General features: G+C 61.5%; 22 protein-coding genes, 1 tRNA gene and 2 pseudogenes. 11 read left to right on the forward strand and 14 right to left on the reverse strand.

Annotation, left to right across the window (positions count from 1 at the left end; genetic code table 11):
• Positions 1 to 18: 18 nt before the first annotated feature.
• A complete protein-coding gene (locus tag ACZXDY_RS20090) occupies positions 19 to 1,230 on the forward strand; it encodes an ABC transporter substrate-binding protein (protein WP_464346673.1) in 1,212 nt (403 codons plus the stop codon).
• Between the two features lie 185 nt (positions 1,231 to 1,415).
• On the opposite strand, the gene ACZXDY_RS20095 is transcribed toward ACZXDY_RS20090, so the two are convergent.
• On the reverse strand, positions 1,416 to 2,597 hold the full coding sequence (locus ACZXDY_RS20095) for an acyl-CoA dehydrogenase family protein (RefSeq protein ID WP_464346674.1): 1,182 nt from the start codon (positions 2,595 to 2,597) through the stop codon (positions 1,416 to 1,418).
• Positions 2,598 to 2,795: 198 nt separating this feature from the next.
• Complete coding sequence (locus tag ACZXDY_RS20100; protein ID WP_464346675.1) at positions 2,796 to 3,038, reverse strand: GDCCVxC domain-containing (seleno)protein; 243 nt, start codon at positions 3,036 to 3,038, stop codon at positions 2,796 to 2,798.
• 810 nt (positions 3,039 to 3,848) lie between these two features.
• Here ACZXDY_RS20100 and ACZXDY_RS20105 point away from each other — a divergent pair.
• The 3 genes from ACZXDY_RS20105 to ACZXDY_RS20115 all read left to right on the forward strand — a co-directional run bounded on the left by ACZXDY_RS20105 (position 3,849) and on the right by ACZXDY_RS20115 (position 7,307).
• Complete coding sequence (locus ACZXDY_RS20105; RefSeq protein ID WP_464346691.1) at positions 3,849 to 4,613, forward strand: response regulator transcription factor; 765 nt, start codon at positions 3,849 to 3,851, stop codon at positions 4,611 to 4,613.
• A gap of 603 nt (positions 4,614 to 5,216) precedes the next feature.
• Positions 5,217 to 5,798 carry a MarR family winged helix-turn-helix transcriptional regulator gene (locus ACZXDY_RS20110; protein WP_028162411.1) on the forward strand — a complete coding sequence of 194 codons (582 nt, stop codon included), beginning with the start codon at positions 5,217 to 5,219 and terminating at the stop codon, positions 5,796 to 5,798.
• Between the two features lie 363 nt (positions 5,799 to 6,161).
• On the forward strand, positions 6,162 to 7,307 hold the full coding sequence (locus tag ACZXDY_RS20115; protein WP_464346676.1) for a DUF2336 domain-containing protein: 1,146 nt from the start codon (positions 6,162 to 6,164) through the stop codon (positions 7,305 to 7,307).
• A 5-nt stretch (positions 7,308 to 7,312) separates the two neighbouring features.
• On the opposite strand, the gene ACZXDY_RS20120 is transcribed toward ACZXDY_RS20115, so the two are convergent.
• From ACZXDY_RS20120 to ACZXDY_RS20140, 5 genes and pseudogenes are all read right to left on the reverse strand, one after another.
• Positions 7,313 to 7,654, reverse strand: coding sequence for a tRNA-binding protein (locus tag ACZXDY_RS20120; RefSeq protein ID WP_464346677.1), 342 nt, complete (start codon positions 7,652 to 7,654; stop codon positions 7,313 to 7,315).
• Between the two features lie 198 nt (positions 7,655 to 7,852).
• A pseudogene (locus tag ACZXDY_RS20125) lies at positions 7,853 to 8,239 on the reverse strand (methyltransferase domain-containing protein); the annotation flags it as partial.
• Positions 8,240 to 8,294: 55 nt separating this feature from the next.
• Positions 8,295 to 9,128 carry an alpha/beta fold hydrolase gene (locus ACZXDY_RS20130; protein ID WP_028162414.1) on the reverse strand — a complete coding sequence of 278 codons (834 nt, stop codon included), beginning with the start codon at positions 9,126 to 9,128 and terminating at the stop codon, positions 8,295 to 8,297.
• A 32-nt stretch (positions 9,129 to 9,160) separates the two neighbouring features.
• Positions 9,161 to 9,805 carry a glutathione S-transferase family protein gene (locus ACZXDY_RS20135; RefSeq protein ID WP_464346678.1) on the reverse strand — a complete coding sequence of 215 codons (645 nt, stop codon included), beginning with the start codon at positions 9,803 to 9,805 and terminating at the stop codon, positions 9,161 to 9,163.
• A 62-nt stretch (positions 9,806 to 9,867) separates the two neighbouring features.
• The gene (locus ACZXDY_RS20140; protein ID WP_464346679.1) at positions 9,868 to 10,614 is read right to left on the reverse strand and encodes an SDR family NAD(P)-dependent oxidoreductase; all 747 of its coding nucleotides are present in this window, start codon (positions 10,612 to 10,614) and stop codon (positions 9,868 to 9,870) included.
• A gap of 171 nt (positions 10,615 to 10,785) precedes the next feature.
• Between ACZXDY_RS20140 and ACZXDY_RS20145 the strand changes: the two are divergent.
• Positions 10,786 to 10,914 (forward strand): annotated as a pseudogene (locus ACZXDY_RS20145) (LysR family transcriptional regulator); the annotation flags it as partial.
• An 81-nt stretch (positions 10,915 to 10,995) separates the two neighbouring features.
• Positions 10,996 to 11,688: a LysR substrate-binding domain-containing protein gene (locus ACZXDY_RS20150; RefSeq protein WP_464346692.1), complete on the forward strand. Its 693-nt coding sequence runs from the start codon at positions 10,996 to 10,998 to the stop codon at positions 11,686 to 11,688.
• 154 nt (positions 11,689 to 11,842) lie between these two features.
• On the opposite strand, the gene ACZXDY_RS20155 is transcribed toward ACZXDY_RS20150, so the two are convergent.
• A tRNA-Ser gene (locus ACZXDY_RS20155) sits at positions 11,843 to 11,932 on the reverse strand.
• Between the two features lie 122 nt (positions 11,933 to 12,054).
• Between ACZXDY_RS20155 and ACZXDY_RS20160 the strand changes: the two genes are divergently transcribed.
• Positions 12,055 to 12,918, forward strand: coding sequence for an alpha/beta fold hydrolase (locus ACZXDY_RS20160; protein ID WP_464346680.1), 864 nt, complete (start codon positions 12,055 to 12,057; stop codon positions 12,916 to 12,918).
• Positions 12,919 to 13,190: 272 nt separating this feature from the next.
• Here the strand turns inward: ACZXDY_RS20160 and ACZXDY_RS20165 are convergent, their stop codons facing one another.
• The 6 genes from ACZXDY_RS20165 to ACZXDY_RS20190 form a co-directional block, all read right to left on the reverse strand.
• Complete coding sequence (locus ACZXDY_RS20165) at positions 13,191 to 14,324, reverse strand: ROK family protein (protein WP_464346681.1); 1,134 nt, start codon at positions 14,322 to 14,324, stop codon at positions 13,191 to 13,193.
• A 138-nt stretch (positions 14,325 to 14,462) separates the two neighbouring features.
• On the reverse strand, positions 14,463 to 15,623 hold the full coding sequence (locus tag ACZXDY_RS20170) for an iron-containing alcohol dehydrogenase (RefSeq protein ID WP_464346682.1): 1,161 nt from the start codon (positions 15,621 to 15,623) through the stop codon (positions 14,463 to 14,465).
• Between the two features lie 31 nt (positions 15,624 to 15,654).
• Positions 15,655 to 16,431 (reverse strand): enoyl-CoA hydratase-related protein, encoded by a 777-nt coding sequence (locus ACZXDY_RS20175; protein ID WP_464346683.1) that lies wholly within the window; start codon positions 16,429 to 16,431, stop codon positions 15,655 to 15,657.
• A gap of 21 nt (positions 16,432 to 16,452) precedes the next feature.
• Positions 16,453 to 17,190, reverse strand: a complete 738-nt coding sequence (locus ACZXDY_RS20180; RefSeq protein ID WP_028162422.1) for an SDR family oxidoreductase — start codon at positions 17,188 to 17,190, stop codon at positions 16,453 to 16,455.
• Positions 17,191 to 17,238: 48 nt separating this feature from the next.
• Positions 17,239 to 18,795: a class I adenylate-forming enzyme family protein gene (locus tag ACZXDY_RS20185; protein WP_464346684.1), complete on the reverse strand. Its 1,557-nt coding sequence runs from the start codon at positions 18,793 to 18,795 to the stop codon at positions 17,239 to 17,241.
• Positions 18,796 to 18,850: 55 nt separating this feature from the next.
• Positions 18,851 to 19,501: a DsbA family protein gene (locus tag ACZXDY_RS20190; protein ID WP_464346685.1), complete on the reverse strand. Its 651-nt coding sequence runs from the start codon at positions 19,499 to 19,501 to the stop codon at positions 18,851 to 18,853.
• A gap of 192 nt (positions 19,502 to 19,693) precedes the next feature.
• Between ACZXDY_RS20190 and ACZXDY_RS20195 the strand changes: the two genes are divergently transcribed.
• From ACZXDY_RS20195 to ACZXDY_RS20210, 4 genes are all read left to right on the forward strand, one after another.
• On the forward strand, positions 19,694 to 20,209 hold the full coding sequence (locus ACZXDY_RS20195) for a winged helix-turn-helix transcriptional regulator (RefSeq protein ID WP_028162425.1): 516 nt from the start codon (positions 19,694 to 19,696) through the stop codon (positions 20,207 to 20,209).
• A 345-nt stretch (positions 20,210 to 20,554) separates the two neighbouring features.
• Positions 20,555 to 20,938 carry a 50S ribosomal protein L21 gene (gene rplU / locus ACZXDY_RS20200; RefSeq protein ID WP_464346686.1) on the forward strand — a complete coding sequence of 128 codons (384 nt, stop codon included), beginning with the start codon at positions 20,555 to 20,557 and terminating at the stop codon, positions 20,936 to 20,938.
• Between the two features lie 123 nt (positions 20,939 to 21,061).
• Entirely contained in the window at positions 21,062 to 21,334 is a 273-nt protein-coding gene (gene rpmA / locus ACZXDY_RS20205; protein ID WP_028162427.1) for a 50S ribosomal protein L27, read from the forward strand.
• 167 nt (positions 21,335 to 21,501) lie between these two features.
• Positions 21,502 to 22,098, forward strand: a complete 597-nt coding sequence (locus ACZXDY_RS20210) for a GNAT family N-acetyltransferase (protein ID WP_028162428.1) — start codon at positions 21,502 to 21,504, stop codon at positions 22,096 to 22,098.
• Positions 22,099 to 22,232: the final 134 nt, after the last annotated feature.

Below are 22,232 nucleotides of genomic sequence, written 5' to 3' on the forward strand. Positions count from 1 at the left end.
CGAAGACAGGAATAGAGCATGAAGAAGCTCATGGTGGCGACCTGTGCGATCGCATGGGCGGGGTTGTCGTTCTCCGCATTCGCTCAGGAGAAGAACTACGGACCAGGCGTGACCGATACCGAGGTCAAGATCGGCCAGACCATGCCGTATAGCGGCCCGGCGTCGAGCTTCGCGGCGATCGGCCGTGCGATGACCGCTTATTTCCAGAAGGTGAATGCGGAAGGCGGCGTCAACGGCCGCAAAATCAACCTGGTCTCTCTCGACGACGGTTATAGCCCGCCCAAGGCCGTCGAGCAGACGCGGCGATTGGTCGAGAGCGAGGAGGTGCTGGCGATCGTCGGCACCTTCGGCTCGCCGACCAACTTCGCAACGCAAAAATATCTGAATGCCAAGAAGGTGCCCGGCCTGTTCCTCGGCACCGGCGCCAACCGCGTCTCCGAGCCCGCGACCTATCCGTGGTCGATGGGTTGGCAGCCGAACAACCATGCCAAGGGCGTGATCTACGCCAAATACCTCCTCAAGGAGCGGCCCAATGCGAAGGTCGCGGTGCTGTTCCAGAACGACGATTTCGGCCGCGACTACGTCAAGGGCTTTCGCGACGGGCTTGGCGACAAGGCCGCGACGACGATCGTCAAGGAGCTCAGCTACGAGATTGCCGAGCCGACCATCGACTCGCAGATCCTGATCCTGAAAGCGACCGGCGCCGACGTGTTCCTCGACATTTCGACGCCGAAATTCTCCGCGCAGGCGATCAAGAAGATGGCGGAAACGAAGTGGGATGCGCTGCACCTGCTCAGCGATGCCGCCGGCTCGATCTCCAGCACGCTGGTGCCGGCGGGGCTGGACAATTCCAAGGGCGTCATCACCGTCGCCTTCCGCAAGGATCCGAACGATGCGGCATGGGCCGATGATGCCGGCGTGAAGGAATATCTCGCCTTCATGAAGCAATACATGCCCGAAGCCAATCCGTCCGAGACTTATCACGTGTTCGGCTATGCGACGGCGCAGACCTTCGTTCACGTCCTGAAGAATTGCGGCGACGACCTGACGCGCGAGAACCTGATGAAGCAGGCGACCAGCATCAAGGACCTCGTCCTCCCGATCATGCTTCCCGGCATCAAGCTCAATACCACCCCGACGCGCTACACCCCGATGAGCCAGGAACAATTGATGCAGTTCGACGGCGTGAAATGGAAGCCGATCGGCGAGGTGATCGACGCGGAGAAGTGAGGCTTCTCACCACCTCTCCCCGCTCTTGCGGAGAGAGGTCGGAATTCAAGCAAAGCTTGAATTCCGGGTGAGGGGCTGCTTCGGCGAGTCCGTCTATCACCGCGTTCGCGGAAAGAGCCCCTCACCCCGACCCTCTCCCCGTAAGAACGGGGAGAGGGAGGCGCAGGGCACTTGCGCTCTTCAGTCTATTCACACTCGCGCAGCACCTCCCGCGCGATGGTCATCTTCATCACTTCGGTGGTGCCCTCCGCGACCTGCGCGATGCGGCTCTGGAAATAGAGCTGGCCGAAGCGGTTTTCCCTGAGCACGCCGAGCCCGCCATGGATCTGGATGGCGCGATCGATGACCCGGCAGGCCGCGAGCGGCGCGAAGCATTTCACCATCGCGGCTTCCTTGCGTGCATCGAGGCCACGATCGAGCATCCAGGCGGTCTTGTAGACCATCAGCCGCGACTGCTCGAGGTCCATCTCCGATTCCGCCAGCATCCATTGAATGGCCTGCCGTTCCGCGAGCGGTTTGCCGAACGTCTCGCGCTCACGCGCCCGTTTCGCGGCCTGCGTCTGCGCCCAGCGCGCGGTGCCGGTGAGGCGCGCACCGATCACGGTGCGGTTGCGGTTGAGCTGGTCCATCATGTAGCGGAAGCCCATGCCCTCCGCGCCCAGCATGTTCTTCGCTGGGACCACGCAATCCTTGTACTGGTAGTCGCAGCTCCGGCCGAGATAGGTGCCCGGCGCCATGGTCTCGTATTCGCGCAGCACCGACACGCCGGGATTGGGATAGTCGACCAGGAACAGGCTGATCCCCTCATAGCCCTTGCTCGGATCGGTCACGGCGTAGCAGAGCAGATATTTCGGCGTGATGGCAGGATGGTTCGGCGGCGGCGCCCAGCGCTTGATGCCGTTGATGATGTAATTGTCGCCGTCACGAACGGCGGTGGTCTTTATCCCGGCCGCGTCGGAGCCCGCGCCCGGCTCCGAGATGTTGATGTGGTAGAACTTGTCCTCTTTCAGGATCGGATAGAGATAGGCCTCCTTCTGCCATTCCGGCGCGACGTGAAGCGCGGGATGCGGATCGAGAAAGCCCGACCAGGTCGCGAGCAGGCCATGCATCACAGGCGACCTTACGATCTCCTCGTAGACCAAGCACTTCGCGACCGTGCCTAATCCCTGCCCGCCGGCTTCCTTCGGCACCGCCAATCCCCTAAAGCCGTATTCGCGAAATTTCCGCACCACGCTCATGAAGATGTCGTGCGGCACGGCGTAATCGTCCACGCCCCAATCATCCTCGAGCGGGCGGCAGACTTCCTCCACAAAGGCAGCGGCCCGGGCCTTGATGTCGCGTTGTTCCCTGGACAGTTCAAAATCCACTGTGATCTCCAAGCCTTGTTTTGCAAGGCCGGAGCCTAGGTCGGCTGCGTCAGGACGATTATGGCGTGGAGAGCCAATCTGGTTGGCTGATTGCATCAGGCCGGGAGACCTTGCTGGCTTCGTCCTTCGCGTCGCTCGATCAGGCCGCGGTGTTTAGCGCGCGGAACTCGCGAAACAGGTCGGCAGCTCCCCAGTTGCTCAACCATCTTTGGCTGAGCAAGCGCAAGTCGATGCTCCACGGCTGGCCTGAACCGGCGGGCACGGCACCGTCCCATAGGAACAAAAAACGCAGCAATCGCCTGGCTTGGGCCTCAGGTGAGCACCGCATGCCTTGCAATCGTAGAAGAACCTGCAAGCATCTAGCGGCATGATTTCCATCTGACGATATGCGCAGTGAGGGCATGTGATGATGGATCGCAGAATAAGTGAGTTGTCCTGCATCGCCGCATCCCGCCAGAAGTCGTCTCGAAATCAGCGCCATGAGTATAGCGCCGATACGGCCTCCAGGGCACGAAAACGAGATTGCGGATGACGCGGGAAGGGACGGTGCCCCGCAAGGTCGCTTCTCCCGAGCAGAATCCGACCAGTTAGATTTTGTCTAATCGGCGCGATGACGTCTGCGTCGTGGTGCCATGTGGCAGGTTCCGTGGCGACAACCTGCCAAGCGTCACTTTTCCGGCCGGCAATAGACAATGCTTGATCTTGGCGCGGCGGGATTCATGATCGCGCCTTCCGATAGCTCCAGTTCTTGAGCAAAAGTAGCATTGCTCCAAAACCATCTAATGGTTGATTCAAAACTAATTGCTTCAATAATCTCAAAACAAATGGTCGGCCTGCGTACCAACTACTCTCGGGGCAAGCTTGATTGCATTTCTGCATTTTGCCAACGTCAAGACGAGCGATTCACGTCGCTTATCTAAAAGAACGGCAAATTTTTGGAGCGCTCGGCATGACAAAGGCGCTCCGACACAACTGACATAGCCGTTCTGCATTCGGGGTGACCACCTATGTCTTGGGGGCACCTTCACGATTGTGTGCGTGTGCGTTTGTGGCGTCTCGTCGAGTCCGAACCTCAAAAACATAAATCCACGACGCGCTGAGCTCACGCTACAACCGCTGAATCTGCAAGTGACTCATCCGGAAAACAAAGAACTGCGTGCGCAGGGCAATCTCTGCTCGCGCTGTCAGCATCACCACGGCACACGCCGAACGAAAAAATTCAACAGGCTAGGCGAATGGGGCAAATACCGCATGTATGTGATCATTGATGATCGAGAGAACGTTGCCACCGGCTACATCGGCGGTTTCGATCGTGAAGGCATTTCTTCTGTTGGATTTTCGCCAACGGAGTTCCTTGAGTGGCTGGAATCTGCGGGCGACGATGAGCTGTCGGCCATTGACGCTTTTCTTCTTGGAGATTGTGATACTCGCGCCACCTTGCCTCGCACTGTCCGCAAGCGCTGCCGTGCACCGATCATCGCGCTCAGCAACCAGAGAATGCTCAAGCACACGGTCGAGCTCTTTGAAGCTGGCGTGGATGATGTCGTCCATATTCCAGTCCACCCACGCGAGATCCTGGCAAGAACTGCCGCGATCTCCCGCCGCAGCCTCGGAATATCGACCCATGGCAGGCAAGGTGCGATTCGAGTCTTCTTTGACGGGAGAGATCCGGAAATTGGAGGAGCAGTCATGATGCTGCCGCGTCGCGAGCTCCGCATCCTGGAACACATGGTTGGTCAGCAAGGAAAATGGCTGACCAAAACGCAGATCTTCAATGCGGTTTATGGGATCTTCGAGTCAACGTTCGATGAAAACGTGATCGAAAGTCACGTCAGCAAGCTGCGCAAGAAGCTGCGTGACCGTCTCGGCTACGACCCGATCGTCTCGAGGCGATATATCGGCTACCGGCTCGATTCCTCGACAGGAGCGCCCGAAGACGACGCGACGCGAGATCTCCAAACCCTTGGCATCCTGGCCAAGCAAGCACCATCGAGGCCACGACCCATCTTCACTTGAGAGAACGAGATCATCATTCAGAACAGGTAACGCATCGCCACGAAAGTAGCCGCATGACCAACGACCGCGTGGCATCTGTGCAGATTTGGTAACGAGCTAGCGCATGCCTGCCCGTCACGACAGCAGGCGCAGCCATCCCATTCCGGATGACGGGTCTGCGCGACGCGCAGGCCCGCCGCTTACCTGTTGGCATCGCGTACCGCCTCGATAATGCTTCGATAGAGCAGCACGATTTGTCGGATCGCGCGCGAATCCTCTGGAGACGGTTCGAAACGTGAAAATCATTCTTCGAATGCATCGCTGAACCTTTCGCCTTGTGACAGCGACAATCTCGTTGTCACTGACGATCCAGGTTGCGTTGCCGCGGTGTGTAGTCCGATCCAATCGGCGGATGATTAATGAAGTCAGTGTTGCTTGCGGGGAAATTCAAACGATCAGCAGACAATTTCTTAATGGCCGACGCATTAGTGGGCTAAACGACATGCAGTTGAGTTGAACCTCGAACCAAAGCGCTCAGGGCGCTCATGAGGTGCACGCCGAGAAACTGCTCGCAAATCGTTGAGCCGAGAAACTGCTCGCAAAATCTTTTGAATTGGGTTGATCATGACGTTAGCACGCGAGACGGTTGAATTATTGGTTCAGACGGCGAGGATTTGGCACTTCGAAGGTAGTCGGCACGGGCTGCGCGATCGCGAATGGATGGCCCTGCGTTTTCTTGCTCGCGCGAATCAGTTCTCCCGGACTCCGTCGGCATTGGCCACTTTTGTCGGCACTACCAGGGGCACCGCATCTCAAATCGTCAAGGTGCTCGAAAGAAAGGGATTCCTCGTTCGCAAACCTGCTGCGGAAGACAAACGCTCGGTGATCCTTTATGTGACCGCGCAGGGTGAGAAATTTCTCGGGCATGATCCGGTCAATGTACTCGTAAAGGCGATAGGCGTGCTCAGCGTCGATCGCCAGACCAGCTCTCGCGATGCGCTCCGCCAGGTGCTCGACTGGTTGGATATTACCCAGCAACGACATCATGCGGACATTTGCAGGGAGTGCACGTTCTTGACGGAGAATAGTGCCGACGGCGCGACAGGCAACGCCCGCCCACAATTCACATGTCGCTTCTTTCGTGCAGCGATCACAGCGGACGAAACTATGCTGCTATGCGCGACCTTCGAGCGCGGCCGGCGATAGATTCATCCGACGCTGGCGCTGCGGACGTCCGCTAAAGCGTGATGACTTTTCTTCGAATCGTCATCCCGCTTTAGCTCTTTTTGTTTGAGCATCATCTCCGCGCAAACGCTTCGCGTTTGTCGCGAGGGAAAACCGGTGTCCACTTTTCCGGGTCATGCTCTATTTCGTTTCGTGATGCTGTATGCCGAGAGAGCAGGCGAAGCGCACGGCAGCTTCGAGCTGCAACCAGACGATTGCTGGAATGCCGACAATTTTAATCATCTATGAGGCAGCTCGAATCAACAATCTTCATTGCCTGCATGATAGCTCGTCACCATCAACTCCTCGCCGCCAAAGGCGAACGTGCCGACGAGACCCATGATCATGACGACGTTCTATTCGTTAATCAATGAAGTGCAAAATACAACGACATCCGGGTCGACGAAACGGCAACTAAGGGCTCTCACCCGCATTACGGACTTGTTCCTTGCCGGGTCTGGTCGCTACTCCAAGCAGCAGATCAAACTGTTTGACGAGATATTCAAAACCCTCGTTGCCGTGATCGAGTTGAAAACCCGCGTCAGGCTGGCCCGCCATCTCGCGACTGACTCGAATGCGCCGGCAACGCTGGTCAGGGCACTTGCATCGGATGATGCTGTTGCCGTGGCGGCTCCGGTTCTCAGTCAGTCGGATGCCCTTAGCGAGTCCGATCTTGTCGCCTGCGCCAGCACCCAAGGTCAGGGCCACCTTCACGCAATCGCGCAACGTCGAACAATCAGCGAGGCGATCACGGAGCTGCTGATTCTGCGCGGCGAGGCCGGCGTGGTCCATGCGGTTGCGAGCAACCCGGGCGCCCGCTTTTCGGATGGCAGCTTCGGCGAGCTTGTCGCGCGATCGAGCGAAGATACCCAGCTTGCCCTCCATGTCGGGACGCGGCATGATATCCCCAGACATCACTTCCTGAAGCTTATGGAAACTGCCTCGGCTTCCGTACGCAACAAGATCGCCGCGGCAAACCCGCAATTTTCCGACGCTGTGCATGACGCCGTGACAGAGGTCATCGACGACATAAATCTGGAGGTCCGCAATCAATCTCCGGATCACGCACGGGCAAGGAAGAAGGTAAAGCGCCGCAAATACTGGAAGGAGCTCGGAGAAGCGGATGTTCACGCGGCTGCCCGAGCGCAGGATTTTGAAACGGCTGTGATGGCGTTATCCGTCCTTGCAGCCTGTCCTATCGAACTGGTCGAACGGGCGGTTCTCAATGAGAATCCTGGCACCGTGCAACTTGTCGCAAAAGCCGGCGGATGTTCCTGGGCAACGGCCAAGGCTTTGCTGCTGATGAGAGTAGCGGACCGCAGGCTAAGCAAGATCGACCTTGATCAAGCGCGAGAAAACTTCGAGCGGATCGAGCTCCGAACGGCGCGACGTGTGCTTGAGTTCTACAAGGCACGCCGTGACGCCCGCACAAGCGAAAGCCATCCCATCACGCCGAGCGAAACCGGCTCCCTAGCGGTCGCCATGATATAGGTCCGCTAGAACAGGCGCCCGCCATTCGGAACTGGCCGCTCAGGCGCAACGAGCACCACACGGCCTTGTTCATCGGGAAAGCCCAGCGTCAGCACCTCCGAGAGGAATGGGCCGATCCTGCGCGGCAGCAGATTGACCACGCAGGCCACCTGCCGACCAATCAATGACTCGGCGGAATACAGCTCGGTAAGCTGCGCGCTGGACCGCTTCGTTCCAAGCTCGGGGCCGAGATCAATCGTCAGTTTCCACGCCGGCTTCCGCGCTTCCGGAAAATCAGCCACGTCAACGATCGTGCCGACCCTGATGTCGATGGCCAGGAACTCGTCGATCCCGATCGTTTGCGTCATGTAAACCTCGCGCAGCAAGTGTGTTTCGTTCGTGCTGTTGGCGTGACCAAAAAACGGTCATGCAAATCACGAACCGACGTTGGATACGCCAGTGATGCGATGGCTGCCAGCGGCAATATCGGATGTGAGTACGAACAGCACTCGGAGTTGCGTCGTAAAGCGGGACAGGACAGGTTTTTCACGCAACCTCGGCTCGCATCACCTCTTGCGAGCCACGATGTAAGGACGGTTGTCGTTGCCCTTGGTTGCGTGGCTTTCAGTGGCGAGAATGTCGAAGCCTGCCGCACATATTTCCCGACCCAACTCCGCTACCCGAAAGACGCCTGCATAGGGTGCTTTTCCGATCGCGCGCATCGCGGGCAGCAAGGCAAACGAGATGAGTGGGTTCATGTCCCCGACGCGGGGTGTCTTGGAGATGAACAAGCCTTCGGCTGCAAGCAAGGCGTGGATGCAGCGTAGCGTGCGAGGCAGGTCGCGGACCAGATGGAGATAGTTGAATCCCAGAACCACGTTGAACTGTGCTGCATCAGGCGTAAGCGCTTCTGCGGTCGCGGTGCGGAAGACAAGGCCCGGAATGGGCCCAGCGGTACCCCGCTATCGCCGCCACGAGACAGCGGACAGCCATTTGTGGGTGATGGACTTAGGCGTCAAGGAAGAGCGCCGCATGGGCCCGGAATAGCTCCGGATATTGGTAGATGGAGCCGTGACCCGAGTCCGGGTAGATTATGAGTTGCGCGTTCGGCAGGTTCTGCTGGAGCGTGAGAGAGTGTGCGGTCGGGATGATGGCGTCATCGCTGCCTTGCACGATCAGCGTGGGCTGCTCGATCGATTTCAGATAGTCGAGAGCGTTCTCGTCGGACATGATCCACTTGCCGATGGCCTCACCCTGAGCGGCGATGGTTTGAGCGCTCACCTCGGGATCACGATCCTGTCGGCGCAGTTTGCGCTCCAGGAAAGCGAGACCGGCTTTCCGGCTGGTCTCGGTCGGCTTGAAATGGACGGCCAGCCAAAGGTGCTCGGGCGGATCATAGCTGGCGGCGAAGATCTCAGCCGAACGGCTCGCCGTCATGTCGTTTCCGCGATGGCCTGTCCCCACCAAGATGAGCTTTCGGACGAGACGGCCGCCTTGCAACGCGATCTCCTGCGCCACGAAGCCTCCAATGGAGATGCCGAGCACATCGACCTGTTCAAGCCCCAGCGCGCGGATGAAGGCGATCGCATTGGCTCCCATCTCCTGGAAGCTGGTCGGCGTCTCGCCGGAGGAACTGGAGACGCCGGCGTTGTTGAACAGGATGACCTCGCGGTCCTTTGCCAAGCCGTCGGTCACGGCCGGGTCCCAGTAGTCCATTGTACCGATGTAGTGCTGGTTGAAGATGATGGGCACGCCGCCTGCCTTGCCGAAGCGGCGATAGGCGAAGCGGATGCCGTTGGCCTCGACGAACTGGGTCGGGGCGGTCTGGTGCGTGTGGGGCATGGCGCTCTCCTCTCTGATCGAGCGGACCGAGATCAGGCTGAAAAGCCGGGGCGCGCCGAAACAGCGTCGTACCAGCGACGGGTCGCGGTGTGGTTATCGGGGATCGGCATCGACAGCGCCTTGGTGGCGAAGTCGACCGTGACGACGGCGGTGATGTCCGCGGTCGAGAAGGTTTCACCGGCCACGAAGCTGTTGGCGGCCAAGCGTCCCTCGAGATCCGCATAGAAATCCCGGATGCGCAGAGCGCCGCGTTCCACCAGCGCCGGGATCTGATCGTAGCCGTGCGGGCCGGAGATGGCCCGTCCGGCGAGCCCCTTGGCATTGTTGCGCACGGTTTCCATCACGGCGGCAAAGCCTTCCTGCTCCATACGCCGCTCCCACATTGCGACCAGCGCCTTCTCCTTGGGAGTCGTGCCGCCGATCGGACGGTCGGAATAGGCTTCGTCGAGATACCGGAAGATCGCCTGTACCTCCCCGATCGCGGTGCCGTCTGCCAGGACCAGCGTCGGCACGACCCGGCGCGGGTTGATCGCTGCGTAAGCGCTGGAGAACTGCTCCTTTGCGCCCAGATCGACTGGCACCGTGGTTGCGCAAATGCCCCGTTCGGCGAGGTAGATGCGGACGCGGCGCGAATTGGGCGACGCACTCGACTGATAGAGCTTGAGTTCGTTCTTCATGGCGTTTTCCTGTCGGAGAAAAGATGCGGGCGCAGCCTGCCGCCGCGCCCAAAGGAGGAGGGTCAGCCAGCGGTCTTGCCGCCGTCAGCGGTCAGAATCTGGCCCGTGACGAAGGAGGCCGCGTCGGAACTGATGAACAGGATCGCGTTGGCGATCTCCTCGGGACGGCCGGTGCGGCCGAGCGGAACGCCGGCGGCGAGCTTCGCCTTGACCTCCGCGGAGCCGGTGAAGCGGTCGAGCATGCCGGTGTCGGTCGGTCCGGGTGCGACCGCGTTCACGCGGACGCCAGAACCGGCCAATTCCAGCGCGATCGACTTGGTGATCCCCTCGACCGCATGCTTGCTGCCCGCGTAGAGCGAGGCATAGGCCGCACCTTCATGGCCGTAGGTCGACGAGATGTTGGCGATGCTGCCGGAACCCTGTCCCTGCATCACCCGGGCCTCATGCTTCAGGCTGAGCAGCACACCCAGGACGTTGGTATCGAAGGTGGCGGCATAGGTCTCGGCGCTTTGTGCGGTGATCGGGCCGGGCTTGCCTTCGGTGCCGGCGTTGTTGACTGCGATGTCGATACGGCCGAAGCGCGCGACGGCGCCATCGACCAGCGCCCGCACCTCCTCATCCTTGCGCACGTCGGCGCGGATGAATTCAGCTTCGGCGCCGAGGCCGCGCAACTCTTCGGCCAGCGCGTGGCCGGCTTCCGGATTGCGGCCGGACACGATCAGGCGATGTCCAGCGCGGGCCGCCGCGACGGCGGTAGCGCGGCCAATGCCAGTGAGCGCGCCGGTGATCAGGGTGACTTTGCTTTCCATTTTCAGTCTCCTTGTTGCACTGAAGGCAAGCCGGGGGCGTTCACGAAAACCCGTTTTTTCGGGCCGTGCTGCTGTCTCGTTCGCGCTTCGATGATCGAGACTTAGGCTTCGATTGCCTTGAGCGGAAAGACTTTGTACGCTCTTAGCTATACTTCAAAGGTATGGCTGGCCATGGAGCTGCGGCACCTTCGCTATTTTGTTGCGGTTGCTGAAGAAGGCAGCGTCTCGCTCGCCGCCGAGCGGCGCCTGCATACGGCGCAGCCGTCGCTCAGTCGGCAGCTTCGCGATCTTGAACTTGAGATCGGCGCCCAGCTCATGACGCGTGGATCGCGTGGTATCGAGCTGACGGCAGCCGGCCGAGTATTCCTCGATCACGCGCGGGTGGCGCTGCTGCAGGTGGAAGCCGCCGCCGAAGCGGCGCGCCGCGCGGCGCAGCCGGCCAAATTCAGATTCGTCGTCGGCTTCCTGACCGGAATCGAGATGGAGTGGATGTCACCTCTTATGGCGGTGTTGGCCGACGCGCTCCCGACCACGGAGGTGACGATCGTCAGCCAGCAATCGCCCGATCTCGCGGCAGGGCTCATGCGCAACACGATCGATGTCGCATTCCTTCGCCCGGAGAAGAACGCGCCAGGTTTGTCATTCCGGCTCCTTCGTCAGGAGCCGCTGATCGTGCTGCTTTCGGCGGAGCACCGACTGGCGCAGAAGACGGCGATCCGGCCCGAAGACTTAAGGGGCGAGACGCTGGTTGGTGTCCCCAACTCCAATTCCCCCGCGCTGCGTGCGGTGACGGATCGCTATGGCAGGGGTATCGGCATCGACCTGACGCCGGATCACGAAGCGCTGAATATCGCGATGGCCATATCGCTGGTCGCTTCGACGAACGGGGTGAGCCTGCTCCCCCTCTATGTGCGCAACATGCTGCCGCCTTCCGTTGTCAGCCGCCCGATCGAAGGCGTCGCGCCTACGATCGATCTGGTGCTGGGTTTCAACGAGGCCAATGGCTCGCCCCTGCTCAAGTCATTGCTTGGTCGCGTTGACGATCTGAAATTCAGGGTGACTGAGGTCAATTGAAGATGGCCGCTCGCGACAATAGCAGCCACGCCCGTCAGCTGTGCTGGATGGCAGCGTCCGTAGTGTTTGCCACAGATATGGAACACGACAGATTCAGGCGAACGGTGGGCAAGCAAAGGATAATAGGAAGGCTACAGGACACTGTAGCGTAGGCTGGCGGAGAGGGAGGGATTCGAACCCCCGATAGGCTTGCACCTATGCCGCATTTCGAGTGCGGTGCATTCAACCACTCTGCCACCTCTCCCGGTGCCAAAAAGGTGATTCCTCACCCTCTGCGGTCGGGGCGTGTTCTAGGCGAGGATGCCGGGGGAGACAAGGCGCCGGGAGAAGATTTCCGCACCGCCGAAACGGCCAAAGGAGGGCGAAATGGAGCATTTGACGGTGAAAGCCAATGGGGCGGCGTTCCATGTCGCCCGGATCGGGGCCGGCAAGCCGCTGCTCTTGCTGCATGGCTGGCCGGAATTCTGGCTGACCTGGGAGCCGGTCATGGTGCGGCTTTCCGACCGTTTTGCGCTGATCGCCCCCGACCTGCGCGGCTTCGGCGACAGCGACAAGCCGGACGGCCCGTACGGGCCCGAGCAGCACACGGACGACATGCTGGCGCTGATGGATGCGCTCGGGATCGAACGGGCCGGCGTGGTCGGCCATGACGTCGGCGGCGCCGTGATGCAGCCCTTGGCACGCAAGGCACCCGAGCGGATCGTGGGGCTTTTCTTCTTCGATTTCGTCTATCCCGGCATCGGGCCTCGCATGGCGGCGCCGGATCGGCTGAACCACATCTGGTACCAGTCGTTCCACCAGATGGAGATGGCGCCGAAGCTCGTCGGCGCGACGCGCGAGAGCTGCGGCCTCTATATCGGGCATTTCCTCAAAGGCTGGTCGCATCGCCAGGATGCGTTCGACGATGTGCTGGACGCCTTCACCGACAACTTCCTCAAGGCGGGCAACCTCGCCGGCGGCTTCGCGCATTACCGCGCCGCGCACGCCGCGCGCGTGAAGATGATGCAGGGCGAAGCGCCGTCATTGCCTGCGATCACCGTGCCGACCTGCATCCGCTGGGCCGAGCACGATCCGCTGTTTCCCTATGCCTGGACCGACCGGCTCGGCGAGACCTTCGCGGACCTCGATCTGAAGATGTTCGAAGACGTCGGGCATTTCCCGCATCGCGAAGCCCCCGATCGCGCAAGCAACGAGATCTCCACGTTCTTTTCGCGCATCGGATGGATCTGAAGCGGGAGAATCAGGTTAGAAATTGGGTGGGACCGCCAGACGCGACAAAAATAACTGGCGGTCCCGTGCCGCTTCATCAAAATGCTGGCCGGGGAAGTGCGGCTTCGCCGGTCAGCGGAGGCGACGCGATCACCGTAGCAACGGGCGCCGCAACGGCCAACGCAATGTCGGCCTTAACCTAACCTTTAAACCTTACTGCACCCGGATTTCCGAGAAATCGCCCGTAAACCTACGGGAAGGTGACGAAATCAAGGGTAGGCATATACCCAGCGTCACGCGCTCTTCTTTGCTTTCTTCTCGCCGTTGTCCTTCTCGTCCTTCTCGCCATTCTTTGCGCCTTTGCCGTTCTCCTTGCGGCGGTTGGTGAAGCGCGCATTGCCGAGGCCGGTGCCGATCGTCAGCACGCCCCAGCGCTCAACGTCCTGCATGAAGGGGACTTCGGAAAGCCCCTGCACCACGCCGTCATTATGCATGACGATCGCGGTGTCGTGGTCGCCGATTTGCGGGATCGCCTCGACCAGGCTTGCCGGCAGGTTGAACTTGCTGCTCTCCCAATTGCCCGGCAGGTTCTGCGCGCCCTTCTCGATCGAGCCGTCCTCATTGATCACGCCGGGACAGGCGATCCCGATGAAGGGCGCCAGCTTCAGCCCATCGGTCTCGGCTTCCGCGATGAGGTCCTGCAGCATCTCGACCAGATGCTCCACCGCGGCTTCCCGCGTCGGGGTTTCATCGGCATGGCGCCAAAGCTCGGATTTCCAGACCGTGGCCTTGGAGAGGTCCGGCGCCTTTTTCCAGCGCGTCTCGACCACGCCGCAGCGGATGTTGGTGCCGCCGATGTCGACCGCCAGGATGCTATCATGAGCTTCGAAGATCCATGACGGCGCCAGATGCAGGCAGCCGATCAGCCCGGCTTCGTCGGGGTGATGGCGGATCGGCTGAAGATCAACCTTGAACTTCTCGTCCTTGAGGATGATCTCGGTGCGCGCGATCGCGAGCTCGCCAAGCCTGGAGTCACGGAAGCCACCACCGACCACGATGCGCTCAGTCTTGGCCCAGGCCTTGGTCTTGAGGAAACGCCGAGTCACATAGGCAAGCTCCAGCGCGAACTCCTCGATCGCGCTGTGAACCACGGCGGAGGCTTCGGTGTCGTCGCCGATCAGGATCGCGTCCAGCGTCTTCTTGCTGACCTGGTCGGACGGCTCATCGCCGAACGGGTCCTCGCCGGTCTTGCGCAGCGGCTTGCGCCAGCGATCGAGGATCTTGCGGAACGCGCTCTTGCTGGCACGGTCGCCGAGGAAACCCTCGTCGTCCTTCAGTTCGATGTTGAAGCTGTCGACGTCGACAGACGGCAACCGCGTCGCACCGTGGTGGGCGATCCCCGTTGTCAATACCAGTTCGTCGGCCATGAAATCCTTGCCCCGGTTGGAACCCGGGGATAACGGCCTGGAACGGGTTTGGTTGCGCCCACGACGGCGGCTAGATCTTCTTGTTTGAGCATGATCTTTTCGGAAAACTGGATTCCACTTTTCCGGATCATGCTCTAATCAAGCCGCCAGCCGCAGGATCTTGACGACGTCGGCCGGCTCGCGGATCGGCTGTGGATTCGATCGGGTGAAGATCGATAGCATCGCATTCTTGCCGATCAGCTCGAAGCGGTCCTCGCCCACCCCGACATCGGCCAGCCGCCGCGGCAGGCCGAGCCTGGCGATGAAGGCGGCGAAGGCCTCGCCGGCATCGAGCTCGGGCGCGCCAAGCGCTGCCGCGATCTTCTTCTGCGCCTGCTCGGTCGCGGGGCGATTGTAGCGCAGCACGCTCGGCATCATCACCGCCGTGCAGAAATAATGCGGCACATCACAGGTGCCGCCGAGCACATGGCCGATCGCGTGGCTCGCGCCCATCGGCACCCGCCCCTGCAGGCCGAACGCCGACATCCAGGAGCCCAACTGGCAATTGATGCGTGCCGCTTCGTCGTTCGGATCCTCCTTGGTGCGCAAGAGGCCGTCATGGAGATAGCGCAGGCCCTGCAGGCAGACGGCATCGACCAGCGCATTGCCGCGGATCGAGCAGATCGCCTCGATGCCGTGATCCATCGCGCGGGTACCGGAGCCGAGCCATAGCTTCTCCGGCGTGTAGCGCGTGATGGCGGGATCGAGGATGATGGTGCGCGGCATCATCATCGGATGATTGAAGATCTGCTTCAGCTTGCGCCGCGTGTCGGTGACCAGCGTGCCGGAATTGTATTCGCCGCCGGACAGCGTGCTCGGAATCGCGATCATCCGCACCTTCGGCGTGCGGAACGGACCGAAGCGGCGCTCGGGCGTGGTCTCGAAACCATCGAGCCCGGAAGGATCGAAGATCTCGTGCTCCATGCACATCAGCACGATCTTGGCCGCATCCACCACCGAACCGCCGCCGATCGCGACCACGAGGTCGGCGCCGGCCTCCTTGGCGTGCTTTGCGGTCTGCACCACGACGTCGCGCGTGGTGTGCTGCGGAATGCCGTCGAAGGTCGCGGCATAACGATCGCCGAGAGCGGTGCGGATCTTCTCGATTTCGTCGGTCGTGCTGTTGAGCGTGCGGCTGACGATTAGATAGACGCGTTTGGCGCCGAGCCTTTCTGCTTCCTCGCGCAGCGCCTCAGCCGCGGGCTTGCCATAGATAACCGAGTCCATTGGGGGATATTGATAGCTGCCCGCGGCATGCATGTTCGTCTCCTTGTCTGGTGCGTATCAGACGTCAGGCCTGGAACTTGGTGAAGTCGGGTGGCCTGCGCTCGGCGAAGGCTGCAAAGGCTTCGCGCGCTTCGGGCGTCTTGAGGCGCTCCTTGAACAGGCTGCCTTCCTCGGCCATGCGCGCCGCGATCCGCTCATGGTCTCGCATCAACTGCTTGGTGAGGCTGAGCGAGCCGGCCGGCCGCTTGGTCAGCGCGATCGCGGCATCGCGCGCCTTCTTGCGCAGCTCCGCCTGTGGCACCACCGCATTCGCGAGCCCGCAGGCCAGCGCCGCGGATGCCTCCATCGGCTCACCGAGCGCGAACATCGCGTAGGCCCGCGCATGGCCGATCCGAAGCGGCAACAGGAAGCTCGAGGCCGCTTCCGGCACCAGCGCGAGATTGACGAACGGCGTGATCAGCCGCGCATTGTCGGCGAGATAAACGAGGTCGCAATGCAACAGTATCGTGGTGCCGACGCCGACGGCATTGCCCTGCACAGCGGCAACCAGCGGCTTCTTGGCCTTGCCGATGGTGGCGATGAAGCGATGCGCTCCGCCCTCGATGGCGGAATTGTCGCTTTTGGACTGGCTAGCGAAATCGGCGAGGTCGTTGCCCGCCGTAAAGCTGTCGCCGTCGCCCTGGAACAGGATCACACGAACCGAGCCATCGGTCTCGGCGCGTTCGAGTGCGTCGGACATGGCGTCATACATCGCCACGGTGAGCGCGTTCTTCTTCTCGGGACGCTGCAAGGTCACCGTCATCACGCCGTCGACGATCTCGGTCTTGACATGCTCGCTCATGATTTGTTCCCTACCTCGCCGTTACCACTTTTCGCCGAACGGGCGGATTTCCAATTCGAACGTCCAGGCGCTCTTCGGCTGCTGGTAGAGCTGCCAATAGGAGGCAGCGACGGAGGACGGCGGCATCAACAGATCGGGATTGTCGAGCGCGTTGGGGCCCAACGCTTCGATGCGCCGCTGCCGCACCCATTCGGTGTCGACGCCGGAGTCGATGATGAGATGGGCAACATGGATGTTCTTCGGCCCGAGCTCGCGCGCCATCGCCTGCGCGACCGCGCGCAGGCCGAACTTGGCGCTCGCGAAGGCCGCGTAGCCCGGCCCTCCGCGCAAGGATGCGGTGGCGCCGGTGAAGAAGATGTTGCCTTGGCCACGCGGCAGCATCAGCCGCGCCGCCTCGCGTCCGGCGAGGAAGCCGGAATAGCAGGCCATCTCCCAGACCTTGCGGAATACGCGCTCGGTGGTTTCCAGGATCGGGAAATTGACGTTGGCGCCGATGTTGAAGATGCAGACTTCGAGCGGCGCGTGCTTGTCGGCGTCGTTGAGGAAGGAGATGATCTCCTCCTCCTTCCGCGCGTCGAGCGAGCGGGCATGGATCTCGCCGCCGGCCGCCTCGATCTCCTTCACCAGCGGCTCGAGCTTGGCGCCATTGCGTCGTCCGGCGAAGATCGTGAAACCTTCGGAGGCAAATTTCTTGGCGATCTCGCCGCCGATATAATCGCCGGCCCCGATGACCGCCGCCGTCGCATTTCTCTTCTGCATTGGCCTCTCCCGACTGCTGATTGGAAATAAATCGATCTCGCCGCGCGCTCAGGACGTGCGCAGCGACTCCGCCAGTTTGTGCTTCAATATCTTGCCCGTCGAGGTCGCCGGCAGCGCGTCGAGCAGGATGATCTCCGAGGGCCGCTTGTAGGAGGTGAGCTGCGGCGCGACATGGGCCATCAAGTCCTCCGCCGTCGCCTTCGAGCCCTGCAGCAGCTGGACGAACGCGACCACTTCCTCGTTGCCCTCGACCGGCCGCCCCACCACGGCGCACTGCACCACGGCGTCGTGGGTCGAGAGCACCGCCTCGATCTCCGCCGGATAGACGTTGAAGCCGGAGCGGATGATCATCTCCTTGGTACGGCCGACGATATAGAGGCAGTCGCCCTCGAAACGCGCGAGATCGCCGGTGTTGAACCAGCCATCGGGATCGATCGCCTTCGCGGTAAGATCGGGCGCGCGGTAATAGCCGCGCATGACGTTGGCGCCGCGGACATGGAGCTCGCCGACCGCGCCACTCGCAACCAGCTTGCCATCCCTGCCGACGATCCTGGCCTCGAGACCGGGCAGCAGCGTCCCGACGCCATGGTCGGCTCTCGGCGCCTCCGGACGGATGCCGGAAATCCCGGGCGAGCATTCGGTGATGCCGTAGCCGTTGAGCAAAGGCAGCCCGAGTTCCTGTTCGACCCGCGATTTCAGATCGAGGTCGAGCGGCGCGCCCGCGACCGAGATCAGGCGCAGCGCGCCGCGGTTCAGTTTCGAAAGACCTGACGTCCGCTTGTATTCGAGCAGGCGCTGATAGGTGGCGGGAACGCCGTTCAGGATCGTGATGCCTTCCTCCGCCATCGCCTGCACCAGCGCCGCCGGATCATACTTCGCGACCAGGCGGACCGCGGCGCCGGTCATCAGCGTCATCGTCAGCAGCGAGATGCCGACGATGTGCGAGATCGGCAGCACGCAATATTGCACGTCGTCCGACGTCATGTTGCGCAGCGCCGCGGTGGTCTGGGCGCTGAACAAGAGATTGCGGTGCGTCAGCATCACGCCTTTCGGCGCGCCCGTGGTACCCGAGGTGTAGATCAGCACGGCAACCTGGCTGGCGCCGTCGGCCTCGACCGGCTCGGGCGAGGTCGCCTCGTTCAGCGCGGATACGCCGATGCCATAGAGCGGGCCGACATCCTGCACCGGTGCGCTATAACGCGCGGCATGCGCGGCCGCTTCCTTGGAAACGTCGGTGGTGAGCAAGACGCGGCGCGCGCCGCTGTGATCCCGGATCTGGTCCAGTTCGCGCGGCGATAGCCGCGGATTGACCACGATCGCCCAGGCATCGAGCCGGCTCGCGGCGAACAGAAGGCACGCGAGCGGGATCGCATTCTCGCTGACGATCATGATGCGATCGCCGGCGCGGATGCCGAGCGCACGCAGCGCGTCCGCGGTGCCGCCGATGGCGCGATCGAGTTCGCGGTAGGTCAGGCTGCCGCCGTCATCGATCAGCGCCGTGCGATCCGGCGTCGCCGCGACATGCCGGTCGATCACCTCGTGGATCCGGTTCGGCAGATTTGCCAGAATTTCGGCCGCCGGGGCCGCTCGCTCCAATATCGTCAACGACACCTCCCGCCTCCACGACCCTTGTTCCGGGCCTTGCTGTGAATTGGTTTGCTTAGGTTCCTGGCCGTCTCGCGCAGCCTTTCGCCGCCGCGAGCTGGGCGACGATCTCTTCCTCGACTTCGCGCAGGCGATCCTTGCCGAAGAACATTTCGTCGCCGACGAAGAAAGTCGGCGAGCCGAACTCGCCGCGCGCCACCGCGATTTGCGTGTTCTCGATCAGCTTCTTCTTGACGTCGTCCTGCTGGATGCGCGCGAGCACGCGGTCGATATCGACACCGGAGGCGAGGAACGCGTCGCGGAAGACCTGCGGATCGTCCATCTTCTTCGGCTCGACCCACATGTGGTGGTAGGCCGCACGGAAATAGGGCTCGAACAATCCCTCGAATTCCGCGGCGATCACGCCGCGCATCAGCATCAACGTGTTCACCGGGAAGAACGGGTTCGACTTGAATTTCGTGATGTGGTGGCGCCGCAGGAAGCGCTCGGTTTCCAGTGCGTTGTATTCGGCCTTGTTCTTGATCCCGCGCAGCGAGTCGAACGGCGACATGTTGCCGGTCGCCTTGTAGACGCCGCCGAGCAGCACCGGGACGTAGTCGAACTTCACGCCGGTGCGCTTTTCAATTCCCGGCAGGACCAGCTCGGCGAGATAGGCGTTCGGGCTGCCGAAATCGAAATGAAACTCGACTTTGAGCGGAGCAGCCATCGATTGCCTTTCCTTGGCTAGGGCGGCCCGTCGCCGCCATCGGTTGCGACCTCGGCTTTAAAGTTCTATTTTAGAACTGTCAATAGCGGATTAGGTTCTGCGGTAACGGTCGGCGCACAAACGGTTGAACGCGCCTTAGTGCCGAATTAGAATGAATCCTGCTTCGCGGACTGCAGGTGACTGGAGACATTGATGAAATGGGATACGCTTGAAGAGGAGCCGTGCTCGCTGGCCCGCACGGTGGCCGTGATCGGCGACCGCTGGAGTCTCCTGATCCTGCGCGAGTGCTTTCTTCGCAAGCGGAGGTTCGAGGCGTTTCAGTCTTCGCTGGGCATCACCCGCCATCTGCTCGCCGAGCGGCTGAAGAAGCTGGTGCGCTTCGGCGTGCTGCGCCGAATCCCGTACCAGGAATCGCCGAAGCGCTACGAATATATCCTGACGCAGAAGGGCCTCGACCTCTATCCGATCATCATGTCGATCGTGCACTGGGGCAACATCCACATGGTCGACTCGCGCGGCCGACCGATGCTGCATCAGCACAAGAACTGCGGACACATGTTCGACCCGGTGATGGTCTGCTCGGAATGCGGCGAGCCGCTGTCGGCCAAGGCCGTCCATGTGCATCCGGGCCCCGGCGCCCGCCAGACCTCGCCGGTGCACGCCATGGCGGCGGATGATCCGAAGGCGAAGACCAAGACCGGGACGTGACTGGGGCGCGGTAGCCCGCGTGGAGCGGAACGCGCAGCCCGGGGCCGATGGATGACCCGGGTTGCGCTGCGCTCCACCCGGGCTACGCGCCGGGAAGTGAGCTCAAGCGGCCTAAAATCGCTCCAAATCCTTCAATTTGGGCGGGTTTTCGGCCCGTTTGCCTTGACTCCTGGCGCTTGGCCGCTATAACGGCGCCCAATCCGGCGTGGGATTTCTCGCGCCGCTTGTTTTTGTGCGAATTCCGGGGCAGGTCCCCGTCGCGCGAAAATCATAACCCATAGCGACTGAACAAGAAGCCGCCCGGGGTTTCCCCGAGGACGGGATCGAACACGAAGGAATTAAACGATGTTCGCAGTCATCAAAACCGGCGGCCGGCAGTACCGCGTCGTTCCGGATGATGTTCTCGAGATTGGCAAGATCGCCGGCGATGTCGGCACGATCGTGCAACTTGGCGAAGTTCTGGTGGTCGGCGGTGAAACGCCGGTCCTGGGCGCACCGACGGTGGCAGGTGCTTCGGTGGCGGCCGAGGTGCTGCAGCACAAGCGCGGTCCGAAGGTACTCGCGTTCAAGAAGCGCCGCCGCAAGAATTCCCGTCGCAAGCGCGGCTATCGCGATGAACTGACGGTGCTGAGGATCACCGAGATCCTGACCGACAACGCGAAGCCGACGATCGGCCCGCGGCCGAAGAAGGAAAAGGTTGCTGCAGCGCCCACTGAGGATGCCGCATAAGCCTTCAAAAACGCGGCGTTAGAGAAATGTGATCGTCACGTATCAAAAGTTGAAACGTGACAAAAAGTGAAATGATTCCGTCAAGGAATTGATCTAGAGAATTACTGCAGTTGGAGACGAGCTATGGCTCACAAAAAAGCAGGCGGTTCATCGCGAAACGGACGTGATTCCAAGGGCAAGCGCCTTGGCATCAAAGCGTTCGGTGGCGAGCTCGTGATTCCCGGTAATATCATCGCGCGTCAGCGCGGCACCACTTGGCATCCGGGCCTTAATGTCGGCATGGGAACCGATCATACCCTGTTCGCCAAAGTTGAAGGTCGTGTGGAGTTCCGCGCCAAAGGCAATGGCCGCACCTTCGTATCGGTAATTCCGGTGCTCGAGGCTGCAGCCGAATAGACGGTGGACGATATGAGTCCGCCGGATCCTGTTGAACCGGCGGGGCTCTAAGTGGCTCCAGGGGAGGCGGGATACCGGCCTCCCCTTTTCTGTTGCGCGTGTCCCATGTGGGGCCACGCGCAAGGATCGAAGCGTAGCGTACCGTTGTCGCATCACAGGAGCCCGACATGCTGCAGGATATCCCGACCCCAATGTTACGCGAGTCGAGAGGTTGCGTCCTCGAGACCGAACGGCTGACCTTGCGCAAGCCGACGCTCGCGGACGTAAAAGCAATTGCGCATCTCGCCAATGATCGTCGCATTGCAGAGAACACCCGCCGCCTGCCGCATCCTTATCTGAACGAGCATGCGGTCGAATTCGTGCGTGCGACTGCCGGGGGAGGCGGCGAGACCGTGTTCCTGATCGAGACCAGCTCCGCGCCGATAGGCGTGGTCGGCATCGACTGGCGCGAGCCTGATACTCCGGAGCTCGGCTACTGGCTCGGCGTCGAACATTGGGGCCAGGGCTTTGGCACCGAGGCCGCGCGCGCCACGATCGACTACTTCTTCGAGGAGTTCGGCCACGACTACCTGTTCTCCGGCGCCCGCGTCGCCAACCCGTCGTCGCGCAACATCCTGGAGAAATGCGGCTTCCAGTGGAGCGGCGTCGAGCTGCACCGCTTCGAAGCGCTCGGCTCCTCCACCCCGGTCGACTGCTTCCGCCTGTCGCGCAGCGTCTGGTCGTCGCTGAGGCGCTGGGGCTCATCGATGCGAAGGGATCGATAGCAGAGAAGACCGCGTAGGGTCTCGCCGCAAACAACACCCGTCGTCCCCGCGAAAGCGCTAGGGTACGTACAAAACGCGGTTTGGCGTGAGTGCGGCAAATCGACTCGCTGACGTCGTGAGGGATTCCCAAAGGG

The organism is Bradyrhizobium sp. LeoB3 (assembly GCF_055456055.1).

Coding starts and splice junctions, on each gene's coding strand:
- ACZXDY_RS20210 (WP_028162428.1), top strand. CDS start 21,502: ATGCTGCAGGATATCCCGACCCCAATGTTACGCGAGTCGAGAGGTTGC.
- ACZXDY_RS20090 (WP_464346673.1), top strand. CDS start 19: ATGAAGAAGCTCATGGTGGCGACCTGTGCGATCGCATGGGCGGGGTTG.
- ACZXDY_RS20115 (WP_464346676.1), top strand. CDS start 6,162: ATGACGACGTTCTATTCGTTAATCAATGAAGTGCAAAATACAACGACA.
- ACZXDY_RS20110 (WP_028162411.1), top strand. CDS start 5,217: ATGACGTTAGCACGCGAGACGGTTGAATTATTGGTTCAGACGGCGAGG.
- ACZXDY_RS20100 (WP_464346675.1), bottom strand. CDS start 3,038: ATGCAGGACAACTCACTTATTCTGCGATCCATCATCACATGCCCTCAC.
- ACZXDY_RS20140 (WP_464346679.1), bottom strand. CDS start 10,614: ATGGAAAGCAAAGTCACCCTGATCACCGGCGCGCTCACTGGCATTGGC.
- ACZXDY_RS20135 (WP_464346678.1), bottom strand. CDS start 9,805: ATGAAGAACGAACTCAAGCTCTATCAGTCGAGTGCGTCGCCCAATTCG.
- ACZXDY_RS20120 (WP_464346677.1), bottom strand. CDS start 7,654: ATGACGCAAACGATCGGGATCGACGAGTTCCTGGCCATCGACATCAGG.
- ACZXDY_RS20175 (WP_464346683.1), bottom strand. CDS start 16,431: ATGAGCGAGCATGTCAAGACCGAGATCGTCGACGGCGTGATGACGGTG.
- ACZXDY_RS20165 (WP_464346681.1), bottom strand. CDS start 14,324: ATGGCCGACGAACTGGTATTGACAACGGGGATCGCCCACCACGGTGCG.
- ACZXDY_RS20190 (WP_464346685.1), bottom strand. CDS start 19,501: ATGGCTGCTCCGCTCAAAGTCGAGTTTCATTTCGATTTCGGCAGCCCG.
- ACZXDY_RS20160 (WP_464346680.1), top strand. CDS start 12,055: ATGGAGCATTTGACGGTGAAAGCCAATGGGGCGGCGTTCCATGTCGCC.
- ACZXDY_RS20170 (WP_464346682.1), bottom strand. CDS start 15,623: ATGCATGCCGCGGGCAGCTATCAATATCCCCCAATGGACTCGGTTATC.
- rpmA (WP_028162427.1), top strand. CDS start 21,062: ATGGCTCACAAAAAAGCAGGCGGTTCATCGCGAAACGGACGTGATTCC.
- ACZXDY_RS20195 (WP_028162425.1), top strand. CDS start 19,694: ATGAAATGGGATACGCTTGAAGAGGAGCCGTGCTCGCTGGCCCGCACG.
- ACZXDY_RS20180 (WP_028162422.1), bottom strand. CDS start 17,190: ATGCAGAAGAGAAATGCGACGGCGGCGGTCATCGGGGCCGGCGATTAT.
- ACZXDY_RS20130 (WP_028162414.1), bottom strand. CDS start 9,128: ATGCCCCACACGCACCAGACCGCCCCGACCCAGTTCGTCGAGGCCAAC.
- ACZXDY_RS20105 (WP_464346691.1), top strand. CDS start 3,849: ATGTATGTGATCATTGATGATCGAGAGAACGTTGCCACCGGCTACATC.
- rplU (WP_464346686.1), top strand. CDS start 20,555: ATGTTCGCAGTCATCAAAACCGGCGGCCGGCAGTACCGCGTCGTTCCG.